Source organism: candidate division WOR-3 bacterium (genome assembly GCA_039801365.1).
Taxonomy (GTDB): Bacteria; Hydrothermota; Tepidihabitantia; order Tepidihabitantales; family Tepidihabitantaceae; genus JBDRUN01.
Genome location: JBDRUN010000010.1, coordinates 1 through 25573, shown reverse-complemented (window position 1 = coordinate 25573; position 25573 = coordinate 1). Strand labels below are relative to the sequence as shown.

The window sequence follows — 25573 nt, the reverse complement described above, 5'->3', positions numbered from 1 at the left end:
AGCGCAGCAGCAAAGGAACCTGGGGCTGGGATTGGGAGACAGACACCGGTAACGGGTTTTCTCGGTTCGTGCCTCGCCCTTAGAATCTGGTGCTTCATATGTAGTAGTGTTCGGGGTCGATCTTTTCGCGCAGGAGTCGGAGTTCTCGCTTAGTCGGTTTGCGATTGATACCGACCTTGTCCGCAACCAGCAGTTCAAAGCCAGTCGCCGCTTTTACCTGCTCGACCGTGACCCCAGGATGGACCGCGATAAGACGCATGCGTTTTGACACTGGCTCGAAATCCATAAGAGCCAGATTCGTGACTACGCGATAGGGCCCGGTACCAGGAGGGAGACCGGCTGCTTCGCGTGCGCCTGGACCGGAGAGGTACCCGGGCGATGTCACAAAGTCCACCCTTGGGACAAACGAACGGGTATCGTGCCGACGCATGACGGTGATTGTCTTCCAGCAGAACGAAGCGACGTCGTTGGCTCCGCCCGACCCAGGCAGGCGGACTTTGGGCGGCCAGTATGGGCCGATGACGGTCGTGTTCAGGTTGCCATACATGTCAATCTGTGCGCCGCCCAAGAATCCATAATCCACAAACCCGCGGCAGGCGGTTTCCATGATGTCGCAGATTCCCGAGGCTGCTACTGCCCGGTGGAACGTCCGGGAGTCACCGACCCCAAGCGGCAACTGCTTGAGCGAAGCCCCGGTGCCACCGAACTCGAATATTGCCTGGAGATTCGGCGCGTGAGTGCGTTTGGCAAGAGCAGCGGCAAGCATTGGAATGCCAGTGCCGACGAACGCGGTCTTCGAATCCTCCATCAGGTGAGAAGCAAGACAGATGAGAAACTCGGTGTCATTGTACGGTGCCATTGTCTGATTCATTACCTGCCTCCAATCTGGGCTTCGAGTTCGCGCAAGCGGTCCAAGCCGACCAGCTCGATGTATTCTTGGTGATTCTTCGGACCATAAACCCACTTATCCAAGTACGCCTTGGTCTTGACCGGGTCGGCAGAGTCCTTGAGGAACTGTTGCAAGTGCTCACCGTCTCGCCAGTATCGGTAGCACATCTCGCCCGGATGAGACCCATACTTGGCCTCCACTACAGCATCAACCAGGTAATACGGGATGATGGTCTGTTCGGGGTACTTGCGGATCTTGTCGGTTGAGATGATTTCCTCCGTTGAGACAATGAGCTTTTTCGAAGCCCGGGCCATTTCAGCCGCGAAGCCAGAAATGCCATCAATCTGACAGTTGCCATAGCGGTCGGCCCGGTGAACGTGAATCAGTCCCACGTCTAAATAGTGCGCGGGAATAAGACACACGGGTTTGCCGGTGAACGGGTCGGGCACCACTTTTGCGGCTGAATACCTCAGGGTATCGGTACCGAGCATCGAGCGCACCGGCAGAAACGGTACGCCCATTGCCGCAGCCTTGAAGCGCCAGGTGATGGCACCGTTAGACCATTCTGCGGTCTTGACCCGGCCGGACTCCACGGCCCGGCGCAGACATGACGAAATACCGTAAACTTCCCAAGCGACATAGGTGATGTCCAGAGTATCCACCAGGTCGGCGGCAAGCAGGAGGTCAATCTCGTGGATGCCCTGGCCCGCGACGCGGAGATGCTTCTTGCCCTGACGCACGAGCTCGCGCACGAGTGACATCGGTGCCCGGACCGTACCGTACAGCTCGGTGCCGATGTAATCGCCGTCGGACACGAAACGACTGATCGCTTCATGCTCGGACATGACCTTGTCGGTCATGCCGGTGTTCTTCCTAGTGTGAACCCATTCCCGGAAGCCATCCGGGTCAGGCGGCTGGAACAGCTCGGCTGTGCCCGATTCAATAACTTCCATTGTATCCTCCTGTTTTTCGGGACCGGAGCCTGGTGAGCAATGGCAATCATAAGGTGGCTTCAGCGCAGACTGCATGTTAGACGAGACAGCCTGTCTGTCAACACTGAGCTTTGGGCGTCCTTGACTCCAAAGTTGCAGTGGTTATCTTCTCGTGGCCCGGCAATGGACCCCAAGCTAAGCGTCGTATTTGTGAACTACAATTCGACCGATTCTCTAGTGCGTGCGCTGGCATCGCTTGAGCACACGCGTGGCGACGTCGGAGTTGAGGTTATTGTGGTTGACAATGGTTCAGATGACCAAGCTTCGCTTCGGATGGCGTGTGGCAACGCAGGGGCGAGGCTTGTTGAGCTTGGCCGGAACCTGGGATACGGTGCGGCCGCCAATCGCGGCGCCAGACTGGCGCGGGCGCGGTATCTCGCGGTTGCGAATCCGGACGTTGAGTTTCTGCCCGAAGCGGTCTCAGCGCTAGTTAGATTTCTCGATGAGTACGAGCACGCCGGAGTTGTCGGCCCCAGGCTTGAATACCCGGATGGCACTTTTCATCCGTCGGCCCGCAGACTGCCGAGACTTCGCTACGTGTTGGCTGGTCGACGGTCGCTGCTCAGTCGAATCTGGCCCGGATATCCACAGGCTAGGAAGTTCCTATATCTTGGGGCTGAGGATACACGCGAACCGGTCAAAGTTGAGGCGGTAGTGGGCACGTTCATGGTGTTTCGGCACCAAGCGTTTGATGAAGTCGGGGGGTTCGATGAACGGTTCTTCATGTTTGCCGAGGACGTGGACATCTGTCGGCGGCTGGGCCGCAACTGGGGCGTATATTTCCTGCCGCAGGCCCGGGTCGTGCACGCAGTTGGAGCAAGTCGACGCCGAGCGCAGCGTTTGAGTGAATTCCATCGCCTGAGGTCTCACCGGCTCTTCTTCATTGACGGGGCTGGTTACGGACGCCGGATTCTGCTTGACCTTCTGTTCGTTGCCTATACGGCGGCATTATTCGCCGCGCAGACAATCGGGATCCAGGAATACGAGCATTCGTGGAGGCAGGGGAAACGCAGACTGCAAGCCACGGAGAGTAGGAAATGAACATCGGCTATGCCCTGATTCCTTTAGTCTTCGCCGCGCTGGTTGTGGTCGCGGTTACACCGCTACTTATCCGGCTTGGCCGCCGGTACTCGCTCTACGATGAAGCAGATGACCGGAAGGTTCATCCGCATGGTATCTCACGGCTGGGCGGTATCGGAATTACCGCGGCCTTGGGGCTGGCTGGGCTCGCTGCCATGCAGTGGGGTGATTACCCTTTCACCGGCCGCCTCGCCTCTGGACTGGGGATCGGACTGGCGCCGGTCTTCCTGGTCTCATTATGGGACGACCTCAAGAGTTTGCCCTGGTGGGTACGGCTTGGCGTGCAGGCGGTGGGTGCCGGTCTGTTTGCAGTAATCGTCCCGCCAATGGACCGGCTCAACCTGCCTCTGGTCGGCACGTTTGAACTTGGGTTCTGGTCGTATCCTTTGGTTGTAGCTTGGCTAGTTCTGACAACCAATGCGATCAATTTCATTGACGGCCTGGACGGACTGGCCGCTGGTATTGCGGCGATTGCCGGAGTTGTGTTCATGATTGCCTCTTTCCGTGCCGGGTTTGTCGTCACGATGGCGCTGTCCGCGTCCCTTGTCGGTGCCTGCCTTGGCTTTCTGCCTTACAACTTTCCCCCGGCCCGGATATTCATGGGCGACTCCGGTTCAACCGTGCTCGGATTTGTGCTCGGGGTTATCGCTCTTGTCGGTGCGGGGAAGAATGTTGCGCTCGTTAGCCTGCTTGTTCCATTCATTGCGCTTGGAATACCTATTCTTGATACTATTGGTGCGATAATTCGCCGGACATATCGGGGACGCAGTATCTTTGAGGCCGACCGGAGGCACATTCACCACCGTCTGCTCTCGCTCGGTCTGGGGTACCGCCGTACCGTGGTGCTCCTGTATCTGGTTTCAGCCCTGCTTGGCGGTATCGCGTTGCTGCTTGCGACTGGGCCCAGGATGTCGGCGCTGTTCATTGTCACACTGGTCGCAGCCTGTTTCCTGCTTTTCTTTTCCGGACGGCGGGGCAGCTCCGTCCAGGAACCGAGATAGAACTACTACGCAATCACTGACGCCACGAGACAAGTGGAAAAGAGCTGCAAAGCTGGAAGGCAGCCCTGTATTGCTACCTTTCGTGTTGTGCGGCTTGGTGTTGCTGCTCGGCACTGTGGCCAGCGGAATTGACTGGAGCGGTTGTAGGGTTAGAATCTGTCAGCAGCTCTGATGGTTACGAACATACGTCCGGCAAGAGCCGCGATCAGTGCGGCCGTTTTGGCCCTCGGCTTTCTGTCAACATGCTCTGTCCTGGGCAAAGAGTCCATGTGGCAGACCTACACCAACACCAACTACATCAACGACATCGTAGCCGATGACTCGATGTTCGTCCTAGCGACCCGGGGCGGGCTCGTGTGGTTTGACCCGGGTCGGGTCTGGGCGTTGCAGAAGCTGGTTAACACCGATGGGCTGCCGGCAAACAACTGCCTTGCAGCCGCATTCGATTCAGCTGGCAACCTGTGGGTCGGGACTGATGGCGGTGGTCTTGCTGTTGTCCCGAAGGAATCGAGTTTCGCACTGGTGTATCGTCCAAACGACCTCCCGGAAAAGGTCACAGCGCTGGCTTGGGACCGCGACCGGCTGCTTCTTGGTACTGACCGCGGGCTTTATGTAGTTGAAGACCCGGATACCCCGCTTGACTTCTCGGACGACATCATAAAACACTACTCGGTCGCGACCCGTAGAGAACTGCTTAGCGACCGGGTGCTCTCGCTGGAGGTCGGTGACCGCTACTGGGTCGGGACTAACCAGGGTGTGACATCAGTTTGCCGCAGCCTGGAGAGCTGGACCGGGTATCGTCGGCCTCTTGGTGATTCAGTAAAGGCGATGGCGTTCTGGCGCGACAGTTTGCTGGTTGCTACCGAGCGCGGGCTCGCCGTGCTTGAGTCGAGTGGTTTCAGGCCGGTGTTCACCTTTGCCAAACCGCGGACGGTGTCTGATGTTGCGGTTTCCGGTCTGGACATCTACGTGGCGACCGATACCGGTCTGTTCCGGGGTGACGGAATGAGTCAGTATCGCTTCGAGCTGATCCTCTCCGCTGATGCCCGCTCGCTGCTGGTTCGCGACACGGTCTGGGTCGGCCTGGGCGGTAACGTGCAGGCGGGCCAGGGTCTTGCGTTCGCAGCAACCGGTCAGTCCTGGAGTGTACTCGGCCTACCGGGCATCAAGTCAGCCCAAGTATCGGCGCTTGCCTTCGATCCGGTCACCGGCAGTTTGCACCTGTGTCACTATCTTACCTCCTGGGGTTACAGCGCGGTCACGGAGATTAGGCCGGATGGTTCAATTCACACCAGGTCGAGTCCGCTTATCAACCCGATTGAGGTGAGCTGCGATTCGCGGGGCCGGGTATGGTTCGCCCACTTTGCGAGTGACGGCGGCCTGAGTGTCTATGACCCCGGTGCTGATACATGGGGCAGGGTTCAGTGGGGACCGAACTCCGGCTGGAACGTGATCGATGCATTTGGCATTGATCGTTATGACACCAAGTGGGTGTTCAACGGCGAGGGTATGGTGGTTGCGGTTGATTCCTCAGGCACCCGGGTGGAGTTTGACATTCCCGGTCTTGTGCCGCCACCGCGGGGCGGGTTTGACTTCGCCTTTGATTCGCGCGGCTGCGTGTGGCTCGGCCTGACCGTCGGACTGGTCAGGATTGATACCAGGGGTACGCTCCGGAACCGGGCCGACGATTCGTATTCCATCATCGCGAATGGCCTACCGGCAACCGAGGTCCGCTCGGTCGCAGCCGATCCGGAAGACAACATCTGGCTCGCCACGCCCCAGGGCGTAGCAGTGTGGGATGGTGCTGGGTTCCGGGTTTACACCAGCGCTAACTCCGGGCTGCTGGACAATAACGTCTACCGTGTACGAGCCGACCGGTCCGGCCGGGTGTGGTTTCTCTGTCAGAGCGGGCTTTCGATGTACGACCGGATTTCAGGTCGCTGGAACAACTACACCGCGCAGAACAGTGGACTTATCAAGAGCGAAGAAGGGATAACCGACTTTTACCAGGCACTGGAGATTGGTACGATAAGGGGAATCGTTGTGGTCGGAACCCAGCGCGGGGTCTCGCTTCTGAACATCGTGCCGGGCCAAGACACGGTTTCAGGTTTGCATATTCTGGTGTATCCCAATCCCTGTGTACTCGGGGTGAACGACCGGGTTGTGATTTCCGGATTGCCTGAGCAGTCGAGGGTTGAAATCAGGACACTGACCGGCATGCTCGTCGCCCAGCCGATTGTGGACCAAGGTATGCGGCGGGCTGTGTGGAAACCGGGAAGGGTCGCGACCGGGGTTTACCTTGTTGAGGTACTGAGTCCGGCCGGCATCAGAGTCGAGCGGCTGGCACTTGTCGGTCACTGACCGGACGTTCGACCCGGACTGGTAATGGGGCAGTTGCCGGGTATCGTCAGGAGCGGCGCGCTGGGTGACTACGCGGCACTCGCACATCCTCCTCGAGGGTTTCCTCCATGCACGACGAGAAGTAGGGGCATTGCGGGCAGCAGTCATCCTGCTTGAGGTTCTTCTTGGTTCGGCACAGCTCATACCCAGGGCAGGCATGACAACACATTACGGACTTACCTCCTTTCAGCTTGTTCCTAGGACGATGGCAAGTTCGCGCACCAGTTCGGCGACAACCGGTGCGCCGGCAGTCGGATGCGGACCCCGCGGACAGAACTCGACGATGTCGGCTCCGACGACGCCGAGCTTTGCCAGTCCGGCCAAGGCTTTTGCCAGTTCCTGATAAGTGACACCGCCAGGCTGCGGGGTCTGGACGTCCGGTAGTACCGACGGGTCGAGCACATCCACGTCAAGACTGATATACACCGGCCGCGAGCCGATACGCTGCCGGACAGTTCCAATCGAGTCCAGGACGTCAAATGCGAACAACTCGGGCACGTCCATTTCCGCGGCCTGGCTGAACGAACGGATGCCGACCTGAAACAGCCGGTAGCGCGGCACAAAGTCAAGCACGCGGCGCATGGCAGTTGCATGACACCATTTCTCACCGAGGAAATCATCACGCAGGTCTGAATGGGCGTCAAACTGCACAATACAGAGGTCAGGGTGTGCACGCACTAACTCGGATACGATCGCCGGTGTAATGGTATGTTCACCGCCGACCGCAAGCTGCTTGCGGTCGGCTTCGATGTTCGAGCGAGTGACGCTGCGGATTTGCTCAAATGGGGCATCAGGATTCGAAAATGTGAAGCACACGTCACCGGCATCGGCGATTGCCAGTTCGGCAGCGTCGCGTTTCTGATACGGACTGAAGGACTCGATGTTGACCGAGCCGAGGCGGGCGGCATCAGGTCCGAACCGGGTGCCGGGAATGAACGAGCTGGAACGGTCGAGCGGCACACCGACGATGACGACTGAGGCTTGCGCCGGGTCGGCGCGCACGAAGTCAAATGTCATCCGATTCGTCTCACAGGACAGGACAAAGTCTATGGTCATGCAGCTTGACAGTCAAGGTCTGATTTCTAGCCTCTTGCGGGATGCGTGTTCTCATCTCGGCCGGCGAGCCTTCGGGCTTCCTCCTTGCAGTTTTGCTCAGGCGGGCACTGACCGCAATCGTACCAGAGACAATTGTCGAATGTATCAGGCCTGGCCGAAAGGTCGATCCGGCACTTGGCTTTCTTGAGGGTTTGCGGTCAGCACCCCGGGAAAAAGCCCGGCTTGAGCATATACTGGCCCGACTGGCATTGGACCGGCCGGATCGGGTCGTGCTTGTCGGATACCCTGGCTTCAATCTGGTGCTGGGAGAGCGATGTCGAAGACTGGGGATTCCGGTCGTGTATCTCGCCCCGCCTCAATTCTGGGCATGGGGCAGATGGCGGGTGCGGGCCATTGCCAGCGCGGCAGACCGGGTTGTGTGCCTGTTTCCATTTGAGGAAGCTGAACTGCGGCGGCATGGATTGGATGCCATCTTTCTTGGGTATCCGCTGCTCGACCTCCTCGACCGAGTCGGAAAAAGGACCGAGACGTTCAGTGAACTTGGACTGGTCGAGACCGAACGTTACATTGTCTTCCTGCCCGGGTCCAGGCCGCAGGAGAGGCGGTTCCACCGGCCACTGTTTGCGCGGGTGTTCGGCGGATTGCATACGCTACACCCTGGCCTGAGTGGAGTCATGATTAATGGTCCGGGCAACGACATCCTGGCCAGGGTTGCCAGTCGCTATGGAATCATCCGCCATGCTGAATGTGCGGTCGTTGTATCCGGTACAGCCGCACTCGAAACCGCGCTGCTCGGAACTCCACAGGTCGTGACTTACCATTTGTCCTGGGGTTCGCAGCTGCTTGCCCAGGCACTGGTTCGGGTCGGTCAGTTCGCCCTGCCTAACATACTGCTTGGTCCTGGGACAGTGTGCGAACTGCTTGATCCGTCGGCTGATACACTAACCGCGGCCGTGCTATCCCTTCTGCAAAATGCCGGAACCAGAAACCGGGCCAAAGAGCATGCAGAACGACTCAGAAAAATGCTTGGACCTGGCGGTGCGATGGGACGGATTGCCGGCCTTGTGCTGCAGTCTAGCCTGGTGCGGTAATCTGGGTCTGGTTACCTCGGGCCGCGAACAGCAAACTGGCAGCGAGCCCCTCGAAAACACACCACTAGTGCATTGTGCACGCCGACAAAGCGCAAGGAAACGGGAGAAGCCGAACTAGTGAGATTGGCAGCAGTTCCTGGGCACCTTCGCTGCGTCGAGTGCGAACCGGGTAAACAGATGACACGGAAAACCGGTAGCACACCTGTCACAGCAGACCGGAGATATCGCATCGTGCCTTCGGTATTAGAACAGGTGGCGCAGCGCAGAGTCCAAGCCGGTGCTTCGGTAGCAGTTGGTTGAAAAGAAGCGCGCATGCGGATATGAGTTAGCTGACGTCGCATTCAGACCCAGTAGGCCTCGAAGACCAGACGGTGCCTCCGTGTGGGGCTGGCAATGCGGACTGGTACCGTTTTCAGGGAGAGTTCGCTGGCCACATGCGGATGTAACCAGGTTTTCGAGCCTATCGTCTACTCTTTTGGTCCTGAATTACTCAGTTTCCGTGCCGCAAAGGTACGGTGTTGTTATCGCTACAACACAGACAGCATGCGCTGACCTAGTGGCAAGACTTTTCAAGAGGACTGCAGAGAATGTTCCACAACCCTCCGGGTTCTATGGTTTCGCGACTAGTGCTACTTGCCTGCGATGGTACGGAGTCTCCAGCTCGAGGACATAAATGCCGCCCGCACCAGCACAGTCCCAGTCGACTTCGTGAAAACCGTCTGCGTAGTGTCCTTGAGCCAGCACTGTCACTGTACGACCCAGTATATCAAGAACTCGGAGTCTGATGCTAGCCGGGACTGACAGTTTGAACCGCACTCTTGTCCTGCCAGCCACTACGCTTGCAACGAGGGGACGTCCAGCTCCGGATGCTGACCGGCAATTTTCTTCGAGTCCTGTACCGGGCCGCCAGTCGAAGTTACGTTCCCATTCGTTGTCAGTTTCAAGGGACTCGACCACAGTGTTGGTTGAATCCACGAGAAGTCGCAGTAAGTGGTTACCAGCCGTAAACATTCGCGCGATGTCCTCAGCATAGCCGTAGTAACCTGCGGGCAGTGAGTCCATGTATACCCCAGCAAAGGGAGTACCGTCCGAGTACAGGTAGGTGTAGAACCTAGGCTTGGCCACAGCCCGGCCGATATTTGCAAAGGCCATGTCGACAAACGTCGTATCGCGGTCGTTCAGGTCTGGCCCGACTGTGTGGGTATTGCGTACGTTTGAGGGAACAACCGGGTAGTCCCAGCCTGTGGGCGCGTAGGGCACAAGGTTCGGCATAGCCGGCAATCTATGACGCCAGACAAAGCTCTGGTCGAACTTGTTGTTGGTCTCAAGCGATTCGGTGACCGCGTTTGTTGAGTCAGTAAACAGCCCAAGTCGGTGTGAACCTTGGGTGATAATCCGCGGATAGTCGGCAACTGATACGTAGTAACCGGCCGGTAGCGAGTCAGCATACCAGCCGGCGAATGGCACGCCGTCCTGATAAATGTAGGTGTAAAATCTGGGGCGCGCGGTTGCGCTACCGAAGTTGGCCACCGCCCAGTCAATGAACGTTGTGTCCAAGTCATTGAGGTCCGGCCCGACCGAATGGGTGTTGCGCACGTTCGACGGTACTAGTGGCAACTCCCAGCCGGACGGCGCGTAAGGAGCAAGGTCCGGCACCGGCACGTGGTTCCAGAAGTAGGTGTTTGTGTAACGGTTATCGTTTTCGTTGGACTCTAGAACGACGTTGGTCGAGTCCACAAACATTGCGATGGCGTGAAGGCCGGAGGGGAAAAACCGGGTGTAGTCTTCGAGGTAGACATACGTCCGGGCTGGTAACGAATCGAGATACCAACCAGCAAATGGCACGGCGTCTTGGAACAGGTAGATGTAGAACCTGGGCTGAGCCACCCAGTTGCCTAGGTTGGCAATGCACCAGTCCAGAAAGGTCGTGTCGCGGTCGTTGAGGTTCGGCCCGACATGGTGCGTGCTCCGTACGCTCGAGGGAACCACCGGATAGTCCCAGCTTGTGTCTGGCGTGTAGTAGGTCAGGTTGGGCAGTGTTGCCGGGTCGTGGCGCCAGGTAAAGGTTCGGCTGAACCAGTTGTCGGCTTCGTTTGACTCAAGGACGGTGTTGGTAGAGTCGGCAACAAGGCCGAGTGAGTGCGTTCCGGCTTGAACGAATGCCCAGTAGTCGTCTACGTAGCCATAGTAGTAGGGTGGGAGCGAGTCCGCATACCAGCCGCCGATGACTCTGCCGTCCAAGTACATGTAAATGAAGAACCTTGGTTTGGCAGTTGCGTTGCCGTCGTTTAGCACCGCAAAGTCAATGAAGGTCGTATCGTAGTCGTTCAGGTCGGGGCCCACTGTGTGCGTACCGCGCACGTTGGACGGCACGACCGGAAAGTCCCAGCCAGTTGGTGCGTACGGCCGCAGGTTGGGCAAGGCCGTGCCAGTATTGCGCCAACTGAAAGTCGCGGACCAGCGGTTATCGTTTTCAAGCGACTCGGCGATGACGTTTGTGGAGTCGGTGAACCCGGCGATGAGATGTGAACCTGATGGCATCCGGAACGGATAGTCGTTGTAGTACGTGTACCAGCCAGCGGGTAACGACTCGGTATAGAAACCACCGAGGATACGTCCGTCCCAGTAGAGGTAAGTATAGAACCGTGGCTTTGCGGTTGAGCTGCCGTTGTTCGCTACTGCAAAATCGAAGAAAGTGGTATCGCCGTCATTCAGGTCTGGGCCAACAGTGTGGGTGTTGCGCACGCTCGAGGGCACAATTGGATAATCCCAGCCGGTCGGCTTGTAGAAAACGAGGTTCGGCAGTCCGTATTCCTGATCCTGCGGCCTGTCCAGGATTGAGGCAATGCCGGTGCCGGCCACAATGACCTCTGTTTCAGGACCGGTAGCAGACAACTGCACGACTGGTGTTTCCTCGACTTGGCCGGTTCCTTCGCTTCCGGAAAGGGGCAACTCGGCGCAGCCGTCGCCAGAACTGCCGGATGCGACAATTGTCCCTGAGGGGCTATCCATTGGCAGGGCTCTGTTCACCGTCCGCAGCTTGATCGGGTCAGCCGGGAGGGGAGAAACCCGCGACTGAACCAGAGGCACGCCCGGTATCGGGTCATAGCGTATCTCCAGTCCGAAGTTATGAAGGCCTGACTTGGGTTGGAAGCCTTCGGCCCCAGGCGACAAGTTGACACTCACTACGAGTACCAAGGTCAAGTACACTGCCGGTTTCATTGTTGTCTCCTTTCCTGATTAGCAGGTCGAGACTTGCAGCTTGCTGCTATTGCTGCATCCAGTGAAGATAGAATCTTACCCAACAACATCTGGCCTGCTTCGCTGTTACTATAGCAACCTCAGGGCGGTCGTCAATAGGGGTCTAGCCGACAGGAGCGTATTGTTGACAGTCCGTGGACTGGGTCTATAATTGAATTACCGTGGTTACCTACGCGCAGACAAAGTCAAGGTAGGCTTTGCGGGCAACGCTATTCCGCGGTTTTGGGTTACGTGACTCCTATGTGAACAGTAAAGGAGGTTTAGATGTATCGTTTTGTTGTCGGTCTGACCGTGTTGGCAAGTTTGACGCTCGGCGATGTCCTGCTGAGCGAGGATTTCAATTCAGCGTGGAGCACAGCGTCGCCGCCTACGGGATGGCGCATATCCTATACGCCGCCTGAGGGTTCCGACGACTGGCATCGTGAGGAGGCGAACGCCGCACCGTGGCTTACAAATCCTACTCCGTATGCTGCGATCTTCTGGAATCTGTACCCGGGTGCACCACCCGATTCTCTTGTTACCGAGGTCAATTGTTCCGGGTACCGCAACGTGAGGCTCTACGTCACGACGCTGTTCAACCGCTTGCTGTCCCGGCCTTACAAGGCGCTGCTGTGCTACTCGGTTGATGGGGGAGTGACACTCGACACGCTTCGGGACTACTACGACCAGAATGTGGACTCGGTCGCAGAGGTCTTTGATCTGCCCAACGCCCAGAACAAGGCGAATGTTACAATCATCTGGGTCTTCGACGGTGATCTGGCAAACATAAAATGGTGGTGCATTGATGACGTCAGGGTTGAGGCAGAGCCGATGCTTACACACGATGTCATGTGCCGCCGTATTGTGGTACCGGGAGCGACGATGTATCCGGGAGACCTTGAACCCCGTGCCGCGTTCCAGAACGTTGGTCTTACCGACGAGACGAACATTCCAGTGGCATGTAGCCTATATGACGAGGCAATGAATCCGCTTGCTGAATGGAGCGACGTGATACCTCAGCTTCTGGTTGGCGAGCGGGAGCGAGTCACATTTTTCAACCCTCCGTTTCCACTTGCGGCTGGCCGTTACTACATCAAGTTTTGGTGTGCTGCGCCCCTTGACGACGACCGTTCAAATGATACGCTTGACCGCTACTTTACTGTCACCTGGACCGAGAATCTGTCCTACTGTGGGGGTACTCCAGCCAGTTATCGTGATTGGCCGGTCGGTCACTTCGGCTGGGGTGTGCGTTTTGATGCGCCTGCTCCCTACCCGGTCTACCTGGAGTCGGCAAAGGTTTACCTCGACTGCCCTGCCAACCCTTCGCACTGCCGTTATCAGCTGGCGGTATTCAAGGAAGCATCGGGCGGAGGGCCGGGTAAGATGTACTGGAAGTCGCCGGTGCTCGAGGGTACTGACGGATGGAACTCCGTCTTTATGGCCGACGTTGGTGAACAACTTGTGTTTGACGCACCCGGCCGATTCTACCTATTTTACTTCCAGGTCGGGGAACCACCGGAATGCCCGCGACTCGGTGTTGACGGAACGCTAAATAACCCAGGTCGGTACTGGCAGTACCGGGCAGGAACCTGTCAGGAGGAGACTCCGCCGGGCGATATTATGATCCGCGCGTCCGTCAACCACACTGCGCTTGTGCCGCCGACGGTTGATGCCCGCACGCTGTTCGTTAGCACGCCCTGGTATGACTTTGTGCAGAGACCTTACGATGCGCCCATTATCCCGACAGCGCTTGTTGAGAACCTGACTACTGTTGACCGGTTCTCCGACCTCGTGGTGACCTGCTCGATTTTTGGAACAGGGAATATTCTCCGCTATTGGGATGCAGTTCCGATTGAGGGGCTGGCCAACGGCGCAGACACACTGGTAGCCTTCCGACCTTGGACACCAGAGGTTTCGGAGCGCTGCTCGGTTATCGTTCACAATCAGGTCCTGCCTCTGGGCTCAGATGTGGTTCCCGAGAACGACGACAAGCGTTTTACGGTGGATATTATCAAAGGCGTCCATACCGGCGCGAGCACTCTGGGCTACGGCTGGATTGATTCCGATACTTTAGATGGCCCGACCTACGCTTGGATTGATACGGCGGGGGCGGATGTCGCTATTGCTGCTGGAACCGAAGCCCGTATCTTTGTGCCGATTGGGTTCCACTTTCCTTACTACGACACATCCTACAATTATGTCTACGTTTGCACCAATGGCTGGCTGGCGTTAGGGAAAGACCAGGGCACGAATGAATCGTTGCCTACAGTCATGCCGGCCCCTACTCCGCCTAACCGCTGCATCTATCCTTGGTGGGACAATTTGGCAGTCGGCAATCCGACCGGCACCAGCCGCATCTGCTTCAAGAACGAAGGTACGCAACCAAATCGCCGTTTCACCGTCATCTGGCAGGACGTGTGGCGCGAGCTGCCAGGTGGAGATAGCTCGGAGCCTATCAGTTTCGAGGTGACACTGCACGAAAACGGGTCCATCCTATTCCAGTACGCCGATGTCACGACCGGTGACCTGAACTTTGACAATGGCCGTTACTCGGCGGTTGGACTTGAAAACGATGATGGCACTGATGGTCTCTGTTACCTCTACGCGCGGCCGCCGATGAGTTCTGCTGTGAATGGTCTCGCCAACCGTCTTCGGGCCGGCCGCGCCATCCGGCTGTCCAAGATCTATCGCGATGCTGCGGCGTTGGAAATCACCGTCCCTGACCGGTACTTGTTTCCCGGCCCACTCACCCCGGTTGCGAGGGTTCAGAATGCCGGTACAGTGCGCGATACTATCAAGGTCTTTCTGCGCATACGACCGACGCCGGCTCCATACGATGATTCTGTAATCGTCGCCGACCTCAGACCTGGTGACTCCGCCGAGGTTTCATTCCGGCCGTGTACACTTGCGCTCGGGGCTTACACCGTGACCTGCTCGACCGCGATGCGCGACGACGCAGTGGATACTAATGACGTAATTTCCAAGGTGGTCATCGCCTCGCCCTGGGTCCAGCGCGAAGATATCCCGTTCGGCTGGTTCCGCCGCAAAGTCAAGAGTGCAACTCTAGTCTATGCCCCGACGACGAATCGCCTTTACGCAATGAAAGGGGCCAACTCCAATGAGCTGTGGTGCTATGACCTCAGTACCGGCAAATGGGACTCTCTGCGTTCGATGCCGCTTGACTCATCTGGTCGGAGGGCCAAGGACGGCTGCGACCTGACCTTTGACCCGCTTCACGGCAACAAAGGTTACCTATGGGCGATCAAGGCCGGTGGCCAGCCTGATTTCTACGCTTATGACATTGCCGCTGACACCTGGATTCATCGGGCTCCGGTGTACATCCCCGCCTGGACCTACCGACCTCCTAAGAAGGGTGCAGCGATTGCGTTTGTACCGAGCCGAGGAGCAGCTGGTTCAGTGTATTGTATCCCAGGCAATAATTCCAACAACTTCTATCGGTACGACATCAGCACAAATAGGTGGGAAATACCACTTGACCTTCTTGGCCAGCCGATCGCTGTGCCCAAGAATCCGAACCGCGTGTTCGCTACCTGCAAGCATGGCTCAGACATGGTCTATGACGGCGAGGATCGTTTGTACGTAATGAGAGGTTCGGGTACTCTAGACGTCTTTGCCTTCAGCCCTCTGACAAATGCTTGGGTTGACACGCTAGACCCGGTTTCGCTGCTTGGGCCGCGCAATAAGCGAGTGAAGGCTGGTGCCTCGATGAGCTATCTCAACAAGACGCTCTATGTGCTCAAGGGCGGCAATACCCAGGAGTTTTGGAGTTACAACACGGCCGGCGGTGATTCCTGGCTTCAGCGGACTGGCATTCCTATAGCCATTGCTGGTCGGCACCGCAAAGTCAAACGCGGGTCAGCCATGGCCGCGGTGGATTCAACCATCTTCTGTCTCAAGGGCTCCTATAGCAACGAGTTCTGGGAGTACATGCCATCGGCTGATTCGGCCGGATCGGTCTCGGGATCTTGGGAAACGCGTGCCGGCACGATGGCCGAGTCCGGCCATCCATCGAGCGTACCGCTTCTTCAGGCTTGGCCTAACCCGACCAAGACCGGGGCTCTCATCAGTTACTCAGCACCCGGCTCGACCCATGTCCGGCTCAGGGTCTACGACCGGACCGGACGGCTGGTCAGGACGCTATATGACGCTACCTCCCTGCCGGGCCGAAATTCAGTCCGGTGGGACGCAGTCAACGAGCGTAACCAGAGAGTTCCTGCAGGTGTGTATGTCCTGAGGATGGAGATCACTAGTGGTGTTGTCCTGACTAGTAAGTTGGTCGTGCAGGAAGAATAGCTAGGTAGTTGTGCGACTTGCGGGCGATCTCGCAGCCACAAGCCTCGTAGTCGCGGTGCGGGCAATCCGCTGCCCGTCTTGATGGTGAATCGCACTTTGCATGATGAAATGCGTTCGCATTCGCCATTCTTACGGGTCTAGGTCTGGCGCACTGGCGTGCAGGATCAGAATTTATACCAGAGGTAAGTGCCTAGGACGATCAGAGCAACTGTAAAGGTGGTAATCGTGAAAGATAGTCCGAACGTCAGCCTGGCAAACCCCAGGCTCACGGTGAAGACCGGCACGCCGACGTCGACGGATTTGAAGAAGAAATCTCGGACTGGACCAGCTGGAAACACTCCGGCGAGAAAGTAGGATATGGCGCTGCCGGCAATGCCCGCGACCAGTACAGCTAGCACCAGAAGACCAAGGGAACGTCCACCAGTCTGAGTACGTCGGTTACGCATGTCGGCCAATGATAGCTTTTGCCAAGCGGGAATCAAGCTGAATGAACTAACTGTGCTTGTGAAAGCTGGTCGCTAGTTGCTGGGAACTGAATTCTTGGATTCACCAACACAGACCAGCGTGCACGGCAAGTCAGAAAGAGAGGGGCGTCAGTCATCGCATTTTTGTTTGCCCAGTATCCTAGTGTCTGCGGCTGCCAATGCTCGGTAGCCCCTGGTTGCGCTTGGTTGGGCCGTATAAGAGAGAAAGAATCTCGCAAGCTGCGTTCTGGGAAGCAGAGCCTGTTGCCTATCCAGGGTACTAAGCCCCGCGCCTCAGAATGCACTTCTATTCGGATCACAAACCTCGTCCAGCTTGAGAACGGACGAGTTAAGTAGCAGTCGTCGTTCTTCTGGTACGGTCGCGAGCGGCTAAACTCGAGCCCGTTCGCCAGACAATACTCGTATAGCGCCCCATTGATGAATTCGGGGCCGCTGTCCGAGTGAATCACCATTAGGGGAAAGGGCAGCCGGCCCCGAATGTCACGCATCGCGGCAAACATCCAGCAGTGCACCTTGTTGCGTACCGCCCGAGTTTCGGTCCAGCCACTATAATAACGGTGTGTAACATCAAGCGGTTGACAGGATTCGCCCCGGGCACAGCCGCCGTTGTGATCAACAAGGTCGAACTGCACATACCCTGGTCGGTCCGGCGCTCAGCATGAGTGACAGTTGGCGTCTGCCGCAGGAGCGTCGGGGCGGGTTTGGCCGGGCCTTAGTCCTGGCGTAGCCCTGTGGAGCGGCGGGTTAGCACGAGGTGTGGGCTGGCGGCCTGCGGTAAGAGAACGTGGCGATTGGAAACCCGCAGCAGGGGTGTGGTGTAGAAACGGTTGTATCCGGTGAGCCGCGTCACCTGGTTGATGATAGCAGCCTTCGTCTTTCTGTCAGCTGGGGAACATTGGCGGGTCAGCTCCATTCTTAGGGCCTGTTTCTCACGTATTGGTCAGTTCCATTTGACCAAATCCTTTCGGCAAATTACGTCTCCTTTTGAGTACTCTCTCAACCGAGGCAACAGGGTAGCTTCGAGTACATTCTTAGTGAGGCAACGCGGCCGCTTGACAAGCGGTGTTGTGGTAGTAACATTAGATGCGCGGTAAGTAACCGCGGGTTACATCGAGAGACCGGCAGAGGGGCGAGACGAGCAGTCTCGCCGTTTTTCAGGAGGCGCGTAATGCGTGGTCCGTATCTTCTGAGGCCGCTGCAGATCGACATTTCTGTCCCCACAAAGGTGGGCGGGGTGTACTGTCTGGGTAAAGACCCCAGGCATGTAGCGGTCGTGGGCCGGGCCGAAGCCAACCTCCGGGAAGCCATTAGAGCCTACTGGAACCAGTATCAGTTTTTCTGGTTCGAGCCTGCCCTCACCCCGCGTGAGTGCTACAGTATTCACTGCTACTGGTATCATAAGCAGATTGGCAACGGCGGTTTGGCTGACGCTACCCACCCCACACCAAGCGCACCCGACTACAAGTGCCCAGTCTGCGGCAAGTGATCGCTTCCGCCCCGTGTTTGCTCTGCCAGCCGCAGGACCATGTTTAGTCGCGCAGTAAAACCGGCTCGAAGCGTTCCTGCGTCTGGTCCATCAGTTCCCCAAGCATCGAGCTCTCCAGCCTGAAATAGACAGTGTTTGCGGGTGCAGGTCTGACGCCCCGGGCGTAGCCGACCGCGAAGCTCGCCGGCAACAGGTGGAAAAAGACCAGATCAGCCCTGATTTCTGCACCGAGTCCAAGTAGTGATCTCTCGAGGTCACTGCCACGCGGCTGCCAGTGGCTCCAAGTCATCCTCCAGTCGGCAAACAGCGCTCCGTTTAGGTTGCGCAGGAACACCGGTGCGGTTGACAGTCCTCGCTCCAGCCAGGAAATGGGCATGCGATACTCGACCCCGGCAGCAGCAGTGTTACACCCCAAGACTGACTCCGCTCTCGGACCTCGGACACCGAAGATACCATCACGCGCGACTGTCTGCCAAGCGCTGTCCCGTGAGGCATCGCCGAATGCAGAACCGGCTGCGGCTCGCAAACGTACACTCCAGCGGGAAAACACAGGAGAAGCAGGGGAGGATGGCCAGTTACCGACGAAACCTGACACGTATGACACAACGCGAACCCGCTCGTGCTGGCCCAGTAGCGACCTAGCTTCGAGGTCCGAGTATGCTCCCCACACCGCACCCTCTCTCGGCGCTACGTCGAACCGGTAGGCAAACGCATTAGAGGTCGCAAATCCCAGCATGTATCGAGCCGCGAATGCCGTATCGCGCCGAACTCGGCCCGTCAGTTCGAATATTGAAGAACGACGGTTGGATAGCGCCGGCACACCAAACGAGAGCTCTCCAGTCTGGAGCCTGGGGTCGGTGTTCAGCCTCAGTCTTAACAGAGGCAGAAATCTGTTAAACCGGTATTCTAGCGCCATGAATGGCCCCGCGCCGGGACGGTATCCGACTGCGCCGGAGTACCGGTGAATTTGCAGCGCATCCCACCCGAACGTAAATGCGCCTAGGCTCCAAAGCGAGTCAGGCCAGACGAACGGCAGCCACAACTTGGGCAGGATTGTGGGAAAAGGGTTGTAGTAGTATACTGGGGAAAGGTTCAGAGACGCCACAGTCCTAAGTGGCTGGACATTAGATTCGTTTGGTCCGACCGATACACTACGAATGCTGTCAAGGGGGGACAGGGCCGGACCCCAAGTTCGAGCGTCCAGTGAAGTAACGGCAATGTCATCGCCCTCGAACGAGTGCAAGACTACAGCCAGCTCCCGGTTACTCGGAGACACAGCAGGTCCAAAAGCACCGTACAGCACGTTGGTGCAGCGCCGCACCTGCCGAGTCTCGAGTGAGAATGCATAGAGATTGAAAACGCCAGAACGGTCTGAGACAAAGAAAAGGTGACGGCCGGTGCGTGACCAGCACGGGGAGAGATCAACGGCAGCATCCTCGGTAACTGGTACGACCCAGCCAGTCAAGCGGTCCAATATTTCGATATCTGAGTGACCGTCTGGCCGACCGACCGCAAACGTAACGTACCGCCCGTCCGGCGAGAAGCGAGGGTTTGAGTAGACAGCGTAGGCGTCTCCTTCAACAAGGTTCTCAACCTCTCCAGTGGCCAGGTCCATTAGCATCAAGCTGCTGCGGCAGTGCTCGACAGAAATGAACGCAAGAGTCCTGCCGTCCGGCGAATAGTCAGGGTCCCGCGCCCGCATGCCTCGTGTGAGACGTCGCAGTTCGCCTGAGCGAAGATTGACGCAGAAGATATCGGAATGGTCTGAGTAGTTGTTGCGCTCGAACTGCGAGAAAGCCAGCCACCGGCCGTCTGCTGACAGTGACAGGTTGCCCGACACCCGCCCCCGAAATACAACCCTGACAGCACGGCTCGCCACATTCACTGCCTTTATCGCGGGAAACCCCGTACCATTGTTGGATATGTAGTACACCTCCTCGCCGCTGCGTGACCACAACGGCGAACCGGTATAGAAACCCTCCTCAGTCAGCTGGCGAAAACTGGTCAATGGCTCGAGCTGTATAACGTGACTAACCGAATCAGCGTGCCTGTTTAGCTCTGCTTGCCACTCCCGCCATAGCGAATCGAATCCCGCTCCGAGCAGTCGGCGGGCATACCAGTTGTCAAAGAAAGGCAACCCGGAGCTCCGCGCCAGGCTGAAGCGGTCCCAGACTTCCTGTCCCGCTCTTGCTGCGATATAGCGACAGAAAAGACTGCCGTAAAGGTACGGTGCGCTGCCGGCCGGCCACCGCATGAGCTCATAGTTACAGCACCGGTCAATCGGCAATAGGACCCCGGCATCGGCCGCGGCCCTAACCATCATATCAAACTCGGCACTCTCAGCCCGGCCATATCCGCAGACCCTGGTCTCGGTGTGAAGTGCATAACCTTCAAGCAGCCAGACTGGAACAAAGGGGTTCGTCAGCCCTGCCCGGCCGAACATCCGGCGTAGCATTCTTGGTAGTCCCCTTGCCATATCCATCTGGATGACATGGCAGTACTCGTGCACGAGCAGAGTCCGCAACCAGTCGTCGTATCCACTCCTCTCGCCAGCCGGTGGGAAAAGCAGCAACGTGATGGTGTTATCCGGTAACGGCGCGGCCCAGCCGTTTGCATAGTCGAAGGACTCGCTAATCACAACCTGCGTTCTTGACGCAGGCGCCCAACCAATAAGCGCGGTGAGCTGGGCGTGGACATCCTCAGCCAGCCGGGCAACATGTTCTACCAATTCCTTTTGTTCGGGCTTGAACATGCCACGTGAAGAAAAGTGAACCGCGAAGTGCTCAGTCTCCAGCGTGTACCACGAGCTGCTGGGGTCGAAATCGAGCATACCAGGCAGAGCTACTGTAATTAGCACAGCGACGAACACCACGAACGTTCAGCCCAGGGCGAGCCGCTTCAAAACCACGGTCGCATAAGAACCGGGTGGCAGGAAGAATCTGAGCTCCATCTTGTACCGACCCGGATACATGTCATCCGGTCTGGGTTCGGACAACTCAAGCTCACTCGGTACTACGATTGCCGCCCGCTCATACGGTTTGAAGTACAGCCCGCCCAGCCTGACTTTCGGCCTCAACCTGCCCAGCTCCAGTCCCTCCCGGTCAAGTACCTCAGCGGCAACCGAGGCCACCCGGTCGCTTCTGAACTTGGTGCTGGGAGCCAGGGCCGGTATAAGAAGCCGACGCAGATAGGAAAGTTTGTCCGGTGCGAGCCGTTCATAGAAAAGCAGGGCACCGACTGAGTATTCGACTTTCCGGGCTGGAATCCTGAGTCGGGCAAGCAGACCAGCCAGAGTCTCATTCCACAGGTATGACTGGTAAGCGTTGATGAACAACTCAAGCAGCCCACGCGGTAGGAGCTTGACCGCAGTCTTGAAGTCTGAGCGATGTTTACTGAGATGCCTGAGTGCCAGCCTCGCATCTTCCGGCGCTGCCTCGAGACACCGGTTCCAGTCGCCCCAGTGCTCGGCCAAATACTGCTTGGTTCTTCGAGTACGCGAATCGTCTGCAGCAGAAGGCGTTGCCAATAACAACTTGAGAGCACCGTTGAAGTGTCCGTCTATCAATTTCCGGCCGATGAAGCCCAGGCCGTGTCGGGCTGAACCGAAACGCTGGTCGTCGTAATAGTTGGGAACACCGTCTTGCCGGACTCGTGGTACCGCAGCTCGGACAGTCTCAACCTCGTTCTCTGACAGAGACCTCAGTGTGATTGCGAACCGATTACCCAAAGCAAGGTCCCGGGAAACCGGTTTATCTGACATACCTATCAGAGTGAGCCGGTAGTTCTCCGTCGCGACACTCTTCGGTCCCTGACCGGGGGCCGAAATGTACTGCACCGATAGAGAATACCGATCCTTAAGACCAGCGCGTCCGATCCTGTGCAGCCGATGGCGGGCCTCAAGCTCCCTTATGACGTCAAGTGTGTTCCAGCAACGTTTCACCAGGCGGTAGATCGAATAGGCCCCCCGTCTCTTCAGGCGAAGCCGAACCTTCTCCTCAACGACGAAGTCTTCTGGCCGGCACTTCAGCTTCATCAGGTCACACGAAAAAAGTCCGATGCAACCGATGACACCGACGATGAAAGACTGAACAATGATAGGCGTGTAGAAAATAGGAACTCTGGCTCAGCGGAAGTATGGTCAGGCTATTCTGTTTGTACATTTGATATCCGTCTTCACTCCTCCTCGCGTGTGCCTCTGGAATTACCTGACATTTCGAATGATGACGAATACACCGATGACGATGAATAGTACGCCAGACGCGATTGAAACATATCGAACCGGGACAATCCGAGCAAGGCCTGAACCACTGAGTGCAGCGACTAACGAAGTCAACACCAAGGCAAGAGAACTGCCAAGGAACACGCTCCAGAACGAGCGACCGGACGCGGCGAAACACAAAGTGGCCAACTGGGTCTTGTCGCCCAGCTCAGCTAGGAATACTGTTCCAAACGTTGCGGCCAAAAGTCTCCAGTCCATTGTTGCTCCTAGCTTGCAAGAACTGCGGCCACCTGGTCAGCGGTGCCAACCGGTATGACCTCAAAGTCCCGGTCAATCTTGCGAGCAAGCCCGGCCAGGACCCGGCCTGGCCCGGCCTCAACGAACGCCGTGCAACCTAGTTCCTTCGCGCTCTGCATCGTCTGCACCCAGCGAACCGGGCTACGCAGTTGCGCGGCAAGGCATTCCCCTATTTCGGCCGCGGTCGAAGCCGGCCGGCCCGTCGCGTTCGCGATGACCGGGCAGCGGGGTTCGCTGATGGGAAACAGCGCCAGAAACTCGGCAAAATCCCGAGCCGACCGGGCGAGCAGCGGTGAGTGAAAGGCACCCGAGACGGGTAGCATTACCGCCTTGAGTGCTCCCCTCGCTTGTGCAAGCTCGGCAACCTTCTTGACTGCTTGAACTTCTCCCGACACTACAGTCTGCTTAGGCTCATTGTAGTTCGCACAAACGACTACGCCACCGGCCTCTTGGCAGAGCTCTTCGACCACGGCAGCGTCCAGTCCGAGAATCGCAGCCATCGTACCTGGGTTCTTTTCACCTTCCTCGGCCATCAGTTCGGCCCGGCGCTTTACCAGACGGAGTACCGACCCGAAATCAAGCGCTCCGGCCGCGTACAGCGCCGAGTACTCGCCGAGGCTGTGGCCAGCAACTAGAATCGGTTCGACCTGTCCGAGAACCGACAAGACCGCCAGCGAATGCACGAGGATCGCAGGCTGGGTGTAGCGGGTCTGCCGCAATTTCTCTTCCGGACCCTGAAACGACACCTCCTTCAGGTCGAATTCGAGGATGTCAGTAGCACGTTCATAGGTATCGCGAGCCTTAGCGTACTTGTCGTACAAATCTGCGCCCATTCCGACATATTGGGCGCCCTGACCGGGAAAAAGAAATCCGTAACGTTTGCTCATTGGCTTCTCCTGTTCAGATGCAATAATAGAATCCATCACCGGGGTGTCAACCGGGTTCCTCTCAGACCTGCGCCGAGATTTATGAATGTTGTCCCTTGTTGCAGAGGATACAACAAGCCTTAGGGTGATGGCACAAGGCGCCAAGCGCCGTTTGACCGCTATCGCCCCAAGACTTTCTCACCGAAGACCTGGCCGGTGAAAACGTACAGCTCGGTGGCCCTGTCCCTCCAGGCATCAGTGGGTAGGCCGGCCTTCAGGCACGTGTGTGCAAGAAACTCTTCGCGGTTCCATCCTTGCTCAACCGGCACCTGAGGAAGCAGCAGGCCGGAGTGGCCTCCGCGACGCACAACTAGGCCGTGCTTGCCTACGGTAACCGACTCCGGGTCGAGGATTCGGCTCAGAGGACTGAGTACTGTTATTTCTATGTCAATGTCACTGAGTTCCGTCGTCTCAACCGGCGGAAACCTCGGATCCTCGGTCGAGGCCGCAACTGCCATATCACGCACCGCTTGATATAACGGCTTTACTGCCTCGACATATCCAATACACCCACGCAACTCGCCTTTCCTGTGCAGGGTAACGAAAACACCTCGTTTCTCGGACAGTTTCGCCGTCACGGGTTTCGCCTCTGGCACCATGCCGGTCCTGATGTAACGTTCCAGTGTGCGCCGCGCAATATCCAGGAGGCTCTTCTTCTCCGCCATGGTCAGTTCATGGCTTGTGTCTGCATTCGTATCAAGGCCAGAGTTCTTCCCGACCACAAACGCTGTGGCGCTGTACCCGACGCAGTACCCGTCGCGTACTCCGGTTACATCGTTGGAGTTAGTTTGAGCAAGAAGCACCGTACTGTTTGCCCCCAACTCCTGTGCCGCAGTCATTACCGCGACAACTGGATACCCGCCGCACGCCTGCGCCCTGCTGGCATCCAAGGCCTCGTACAGCGCCTTGGGCTCGAACTGCGTGATAAGACTCACTGTGAGGCTGTCAGTACGTCTGGCCGCACTATAGTCGTGGCCGTGATACAGGTCAGTAGATGCAAGAAGCACGGTTTTTTTATGCCTAGCTGCAGTGGCAATCGCCCGGCCTACCTTCCTGCATTGCTCCCAAGTCGGGTGAAGCAGCATTATTGGCACAATCTTGAATTGCGGTATGACCCGTTGCAGAAAAGGTAGTTGAACTTCGAGCGAGTGTTCCTGACAGTGGGATGCAGGCATCGCCGTAAGATAGTCGTCTTCGGCAATCATCCGACTTGCCAAATCAGCGTCTACCTCAACCTCACCCAACGGGGTCTTCCATTTCCCCCTGTCAAACACTGCAGCCTTGTTGATGGGAATATGATGGCTCGGCCCGACCATCACGATTGTGACCGAATCCAGTCCAGAAAGCAGTTTGAACGCACAGGCCGCGGTCGAACCGGAATACGGGTACCCGGCGTGCGGTACCTGAATGCCGACAACTCGACCAGTCAGGGCCGGCGGCTCGGCATCGGCAAGCATCTGGTCAACCATTTTGGCAAGGGCCTCGGCGTCCGCAGGATAGAACTGGCCAGCGACAACGGGTTCTCTAACCATGCTCGACTCCTTGGGGCTCGAACAAAACAGTCCAAGCACAATCGGCAACACCAGCAATGCAGTCCTCAATATCAACTCATCTTATACGTCGGCGGTGTCACTGTCAACGCGATGGAGCGACCTACACCTGTGACCACCTTCCGCACCGGTCGCCGTACCGATCAATGACCTGACCCTGGCGCAGGGTTTCGACTACCTCGCACTTGTTCGGACAGCCGTCACACTCAAAAGCTCTTGTTTCAAACTCAATGTCCGCGGTTTCGAAGCCGGCGAACTTTGTGCCCCTGCCGCAGGTTTCCTCGGCCGCCAAAATGGCTGCGCCGATCGCACCCATCACGAGAAAATGCTCGGGCACGACAATCTTTTGACCCAAAGCGCGTTCGAATGCGTCCTTGACCCCGACGTTGGCTGCGACACCGCCCTGAAACAGAATCATCGGCTGGATAACCTTTCCTCGAGCGACGGTGTTCATGTAGTTTCGGACGATTGCGTCGCACAGGCCCGCGACGATGTCTGCCGTGGCGATGCCGAGCTGAGCTTTGTGAATCATGTCACTCTCGGCAAA

General features: G+C 57.5%; 17 protein-coding genes. 6 read left to right on the top strand and 11 right to left on the bottom strand.

All coding sequences use genetic code 11. The features are described from left to right. Positions 1-94: 94 nt before the first annotated feature. On the bottom strand, positions 95-871 hold the full coding sequence (locus ABIL25_02775) for a CoA-transferase (GenBank protein ID MEO0081202.1): 777 nt from the start codon (positions 869-871) through the stop codon (positions 95-97). Beyond that, positions 871-1842: a CoA-transferase gene (locus ABIL25_02770; protein ID MEO0081201.1), complete on the bottom strand. Its 972-nt coding sequence runs from the start codon at positions 1840-1842 to the stop codon at positions 871-873. Before ABIL25_02770 ends, ABIL25_02775 begins: the two co-directional genes overlap by 1 nt. Positions 1843-1974: 132 nt before the next feature. Between ABIL25_02770 and ABIL25_02765 the strand changes: the two genes are divergently transcribed. The 3 genes from ABIL25_02765 to ABIL25_02755 all read left to right on the top strand — a co-directional run bounded on the left by ABIL25_02765 (position 1975) and on the right by ABIL25_02755 (position 6323). Then, the gene (locus ABIL25_02765) at positions 1975-2922 is read left to right on the top strand and encodes a glycosyltransferase family 2 protein (GenBank protein ID MEO0081200.1); all 948 of its coding nucleotides are present in this window, start codon (positions 1975-1977) and stop codon (positions 2920-2922) included. After that, complete coding sequence (locus ABIL25_02760) at positions 2919-3962, top strand: MraY family glycosyltransferase (protein MEO0081199.1); 1044 nt, start codon at positions 2919-2921, stop codon at positions 3960-3962. Before ABIL25_02765 ends, ABIL25_02760 begins: the two co-directional genes overlap by 4 nt. 171 nt (positions 3963-4133) lie before the next feature. Continuing rightward, entirely contained in the window at positions 4134-6323 is a 2190-nt protein-coding gene (locus ABIL25_02755) for a two-component regulator propeller domain-containing protein (GenBank protein ID MEO0081198.1), read from the top strand. A 225-nt stretch (positions 6324-6548) separates the two neighbouring features. Here the strand turns inward: ABIL25_02755 and speB are convergent, their stop codons facing one another. Continuing rightward, on the bottom strand, positions 6549-7418 hold the full coding sequence (speB, locus tag ABIL25_02750) for an agmatinase (GenBank protein MEO0081197.1): 870 nt from the start codon (positions 7416-7418) through the stop codon (positions 6549-6551). 41 nt (positions 7419-7459) lie between these two features. Between speB and ABIL25_02745 the strand changes: the two genes are divergently transcribed. Next, entirely contained in the window at positions 7460-8509 is a 1050-nt protein-coding gene (locus tag ABIL25_02745; GenBank protein ID MEO0081196.1) for a hypothetical protein, read from the top strand. 609 nt (positions 8510-9118) lie between these two features. Here ABIL25_02745 and ABIL25_02740 read toward each other — a convergent pair. Further along, the gene (locus ABIL25_02740) at positions 9119-11731 is read right to left on the bottom strand and encodes a CARDB domain-containing protein (GenBank protein ID MEO0081195.1); all 2613 of its coding nucleotides are present in this window, start codon (positions 11729-11731) and stop codon (positions 9119-9121) included. Positions 11732-12034: 303 nt separating this feature from the next. On the opposite strand from ABIL25_02740, the gene ABIL25_02735 reads away from it, so the two are divergent. Beyond that, positions 12035-16063, top strand: a complete 4029-nt coding sequence (locus tag ABIL25_02735; protein ID MEO0081194.1) for a T9SS type A sorting domain-containing protein — start codon at positions 12035-12037, stop codon at positions 16061-16063. A gap of 164 nt (positions 16064-16227) precedes the next feature. On the opposite strand, the gene ABIL25_02730 is transcribed toward ABIL25_02735, so the two are convergent. Continuing rightward, positions 16228-16509: a hypothetical protein gene (locus tag ABIL25_02730; GenBank protein MEO0081193.1), complete on the bottom strand. Its 282-nt coding sequence runs from the start codon at positions 16507-16509 to the stop codon at positions 16228-16230. A gap of 1207 nt (positions 16510-17716) precedes the next feature. Between ABIL25_02730 and ABIL25_02725 the strand changes: the two genes are divergently transcribed. Next, the gene (locus ABIL25_02725; protein MEO0081192.1) at positions 17717-18034 is read left to right on the top strand and encodes a hypothetical protein; all 318 of its coding nucleotides are present in this window, start codon (positions 17717-17719) and stop codon (positions 18032-18034) included. Positions 18035-18077: 43 nt separating this feature from the next. Here the strand turns inward: ABIL25_02725 and ABIL25_02720 are convergent, their stop codons facing one another. From ABIL25_02720 to ABIL25_02695, 6 genes are all read right to left on the bottom strand, one after another. Then, on the bottom strand, positions 18078-20903 hold the full coding sequence (locus ABIL25_02720; GenBank protein MEO0081191.1) for a hypothetical protein: 2826 nt from the start codon (positions 20901-20903) through the stop codon (positions 18078-18080). A gap of 9 nt (positions 20904-20912) precedes the next feature. Continuing rightward, entirely contained in the window at positions 20913-22067 is a 1155-nt protein-coding gene (gene truD / locus ABIL25_02715) for a tRNA pseudouridine(13) synthase TruD (protein MEO0081190.1), read from the bottom strand. 168 nt (positions 22068-22235) lie between these two features. Next, positions 22236-22511: a TMEM165/GDT1 family protein gene (locus ABIL25_02710; GenBank protein ID MEO0081189.1), complete on the bottom strand. Its 276-nt coding sequence runs from the start codon at positions 22509-22511 to the stop codon at positions 22236-22238. An 8-nt stretch (positions 22512-22519) separates the two neighbouring features. After that, positions 22520-23473, bottom strand: coding sequence for an ACP S-malonyltransferase (gene fabD / locus ABIL25_02705; GenBank protein ID MEO0081188.1), 954 nt, complete (start codon positions 23471-23473; stop codon positions 22520-22522). 122 nt (positions 23474-23595) lie between these two features. Continuing rightward, complete coding sequence (gene amrB / locus ABIL25_02700) at positions 23596-25008, bottom strand: AmmeMemoRadiSam system protein B (GenBank protein ID MEO0081187.1); 1413 nt, start codon at positions 25006-25008, stop codon at positions 23596-23598. Between the two features lie 121 nt (positions 25009-25129). After that, positions 25130-25573 (bottom strand): BadF/BadG/BcrA/BcrD ATPase family protein (locus ABIL25_02695; protein ID MEO0081186.1); only part of this gene is annotated, 444 nt, incomplete at its 5' end.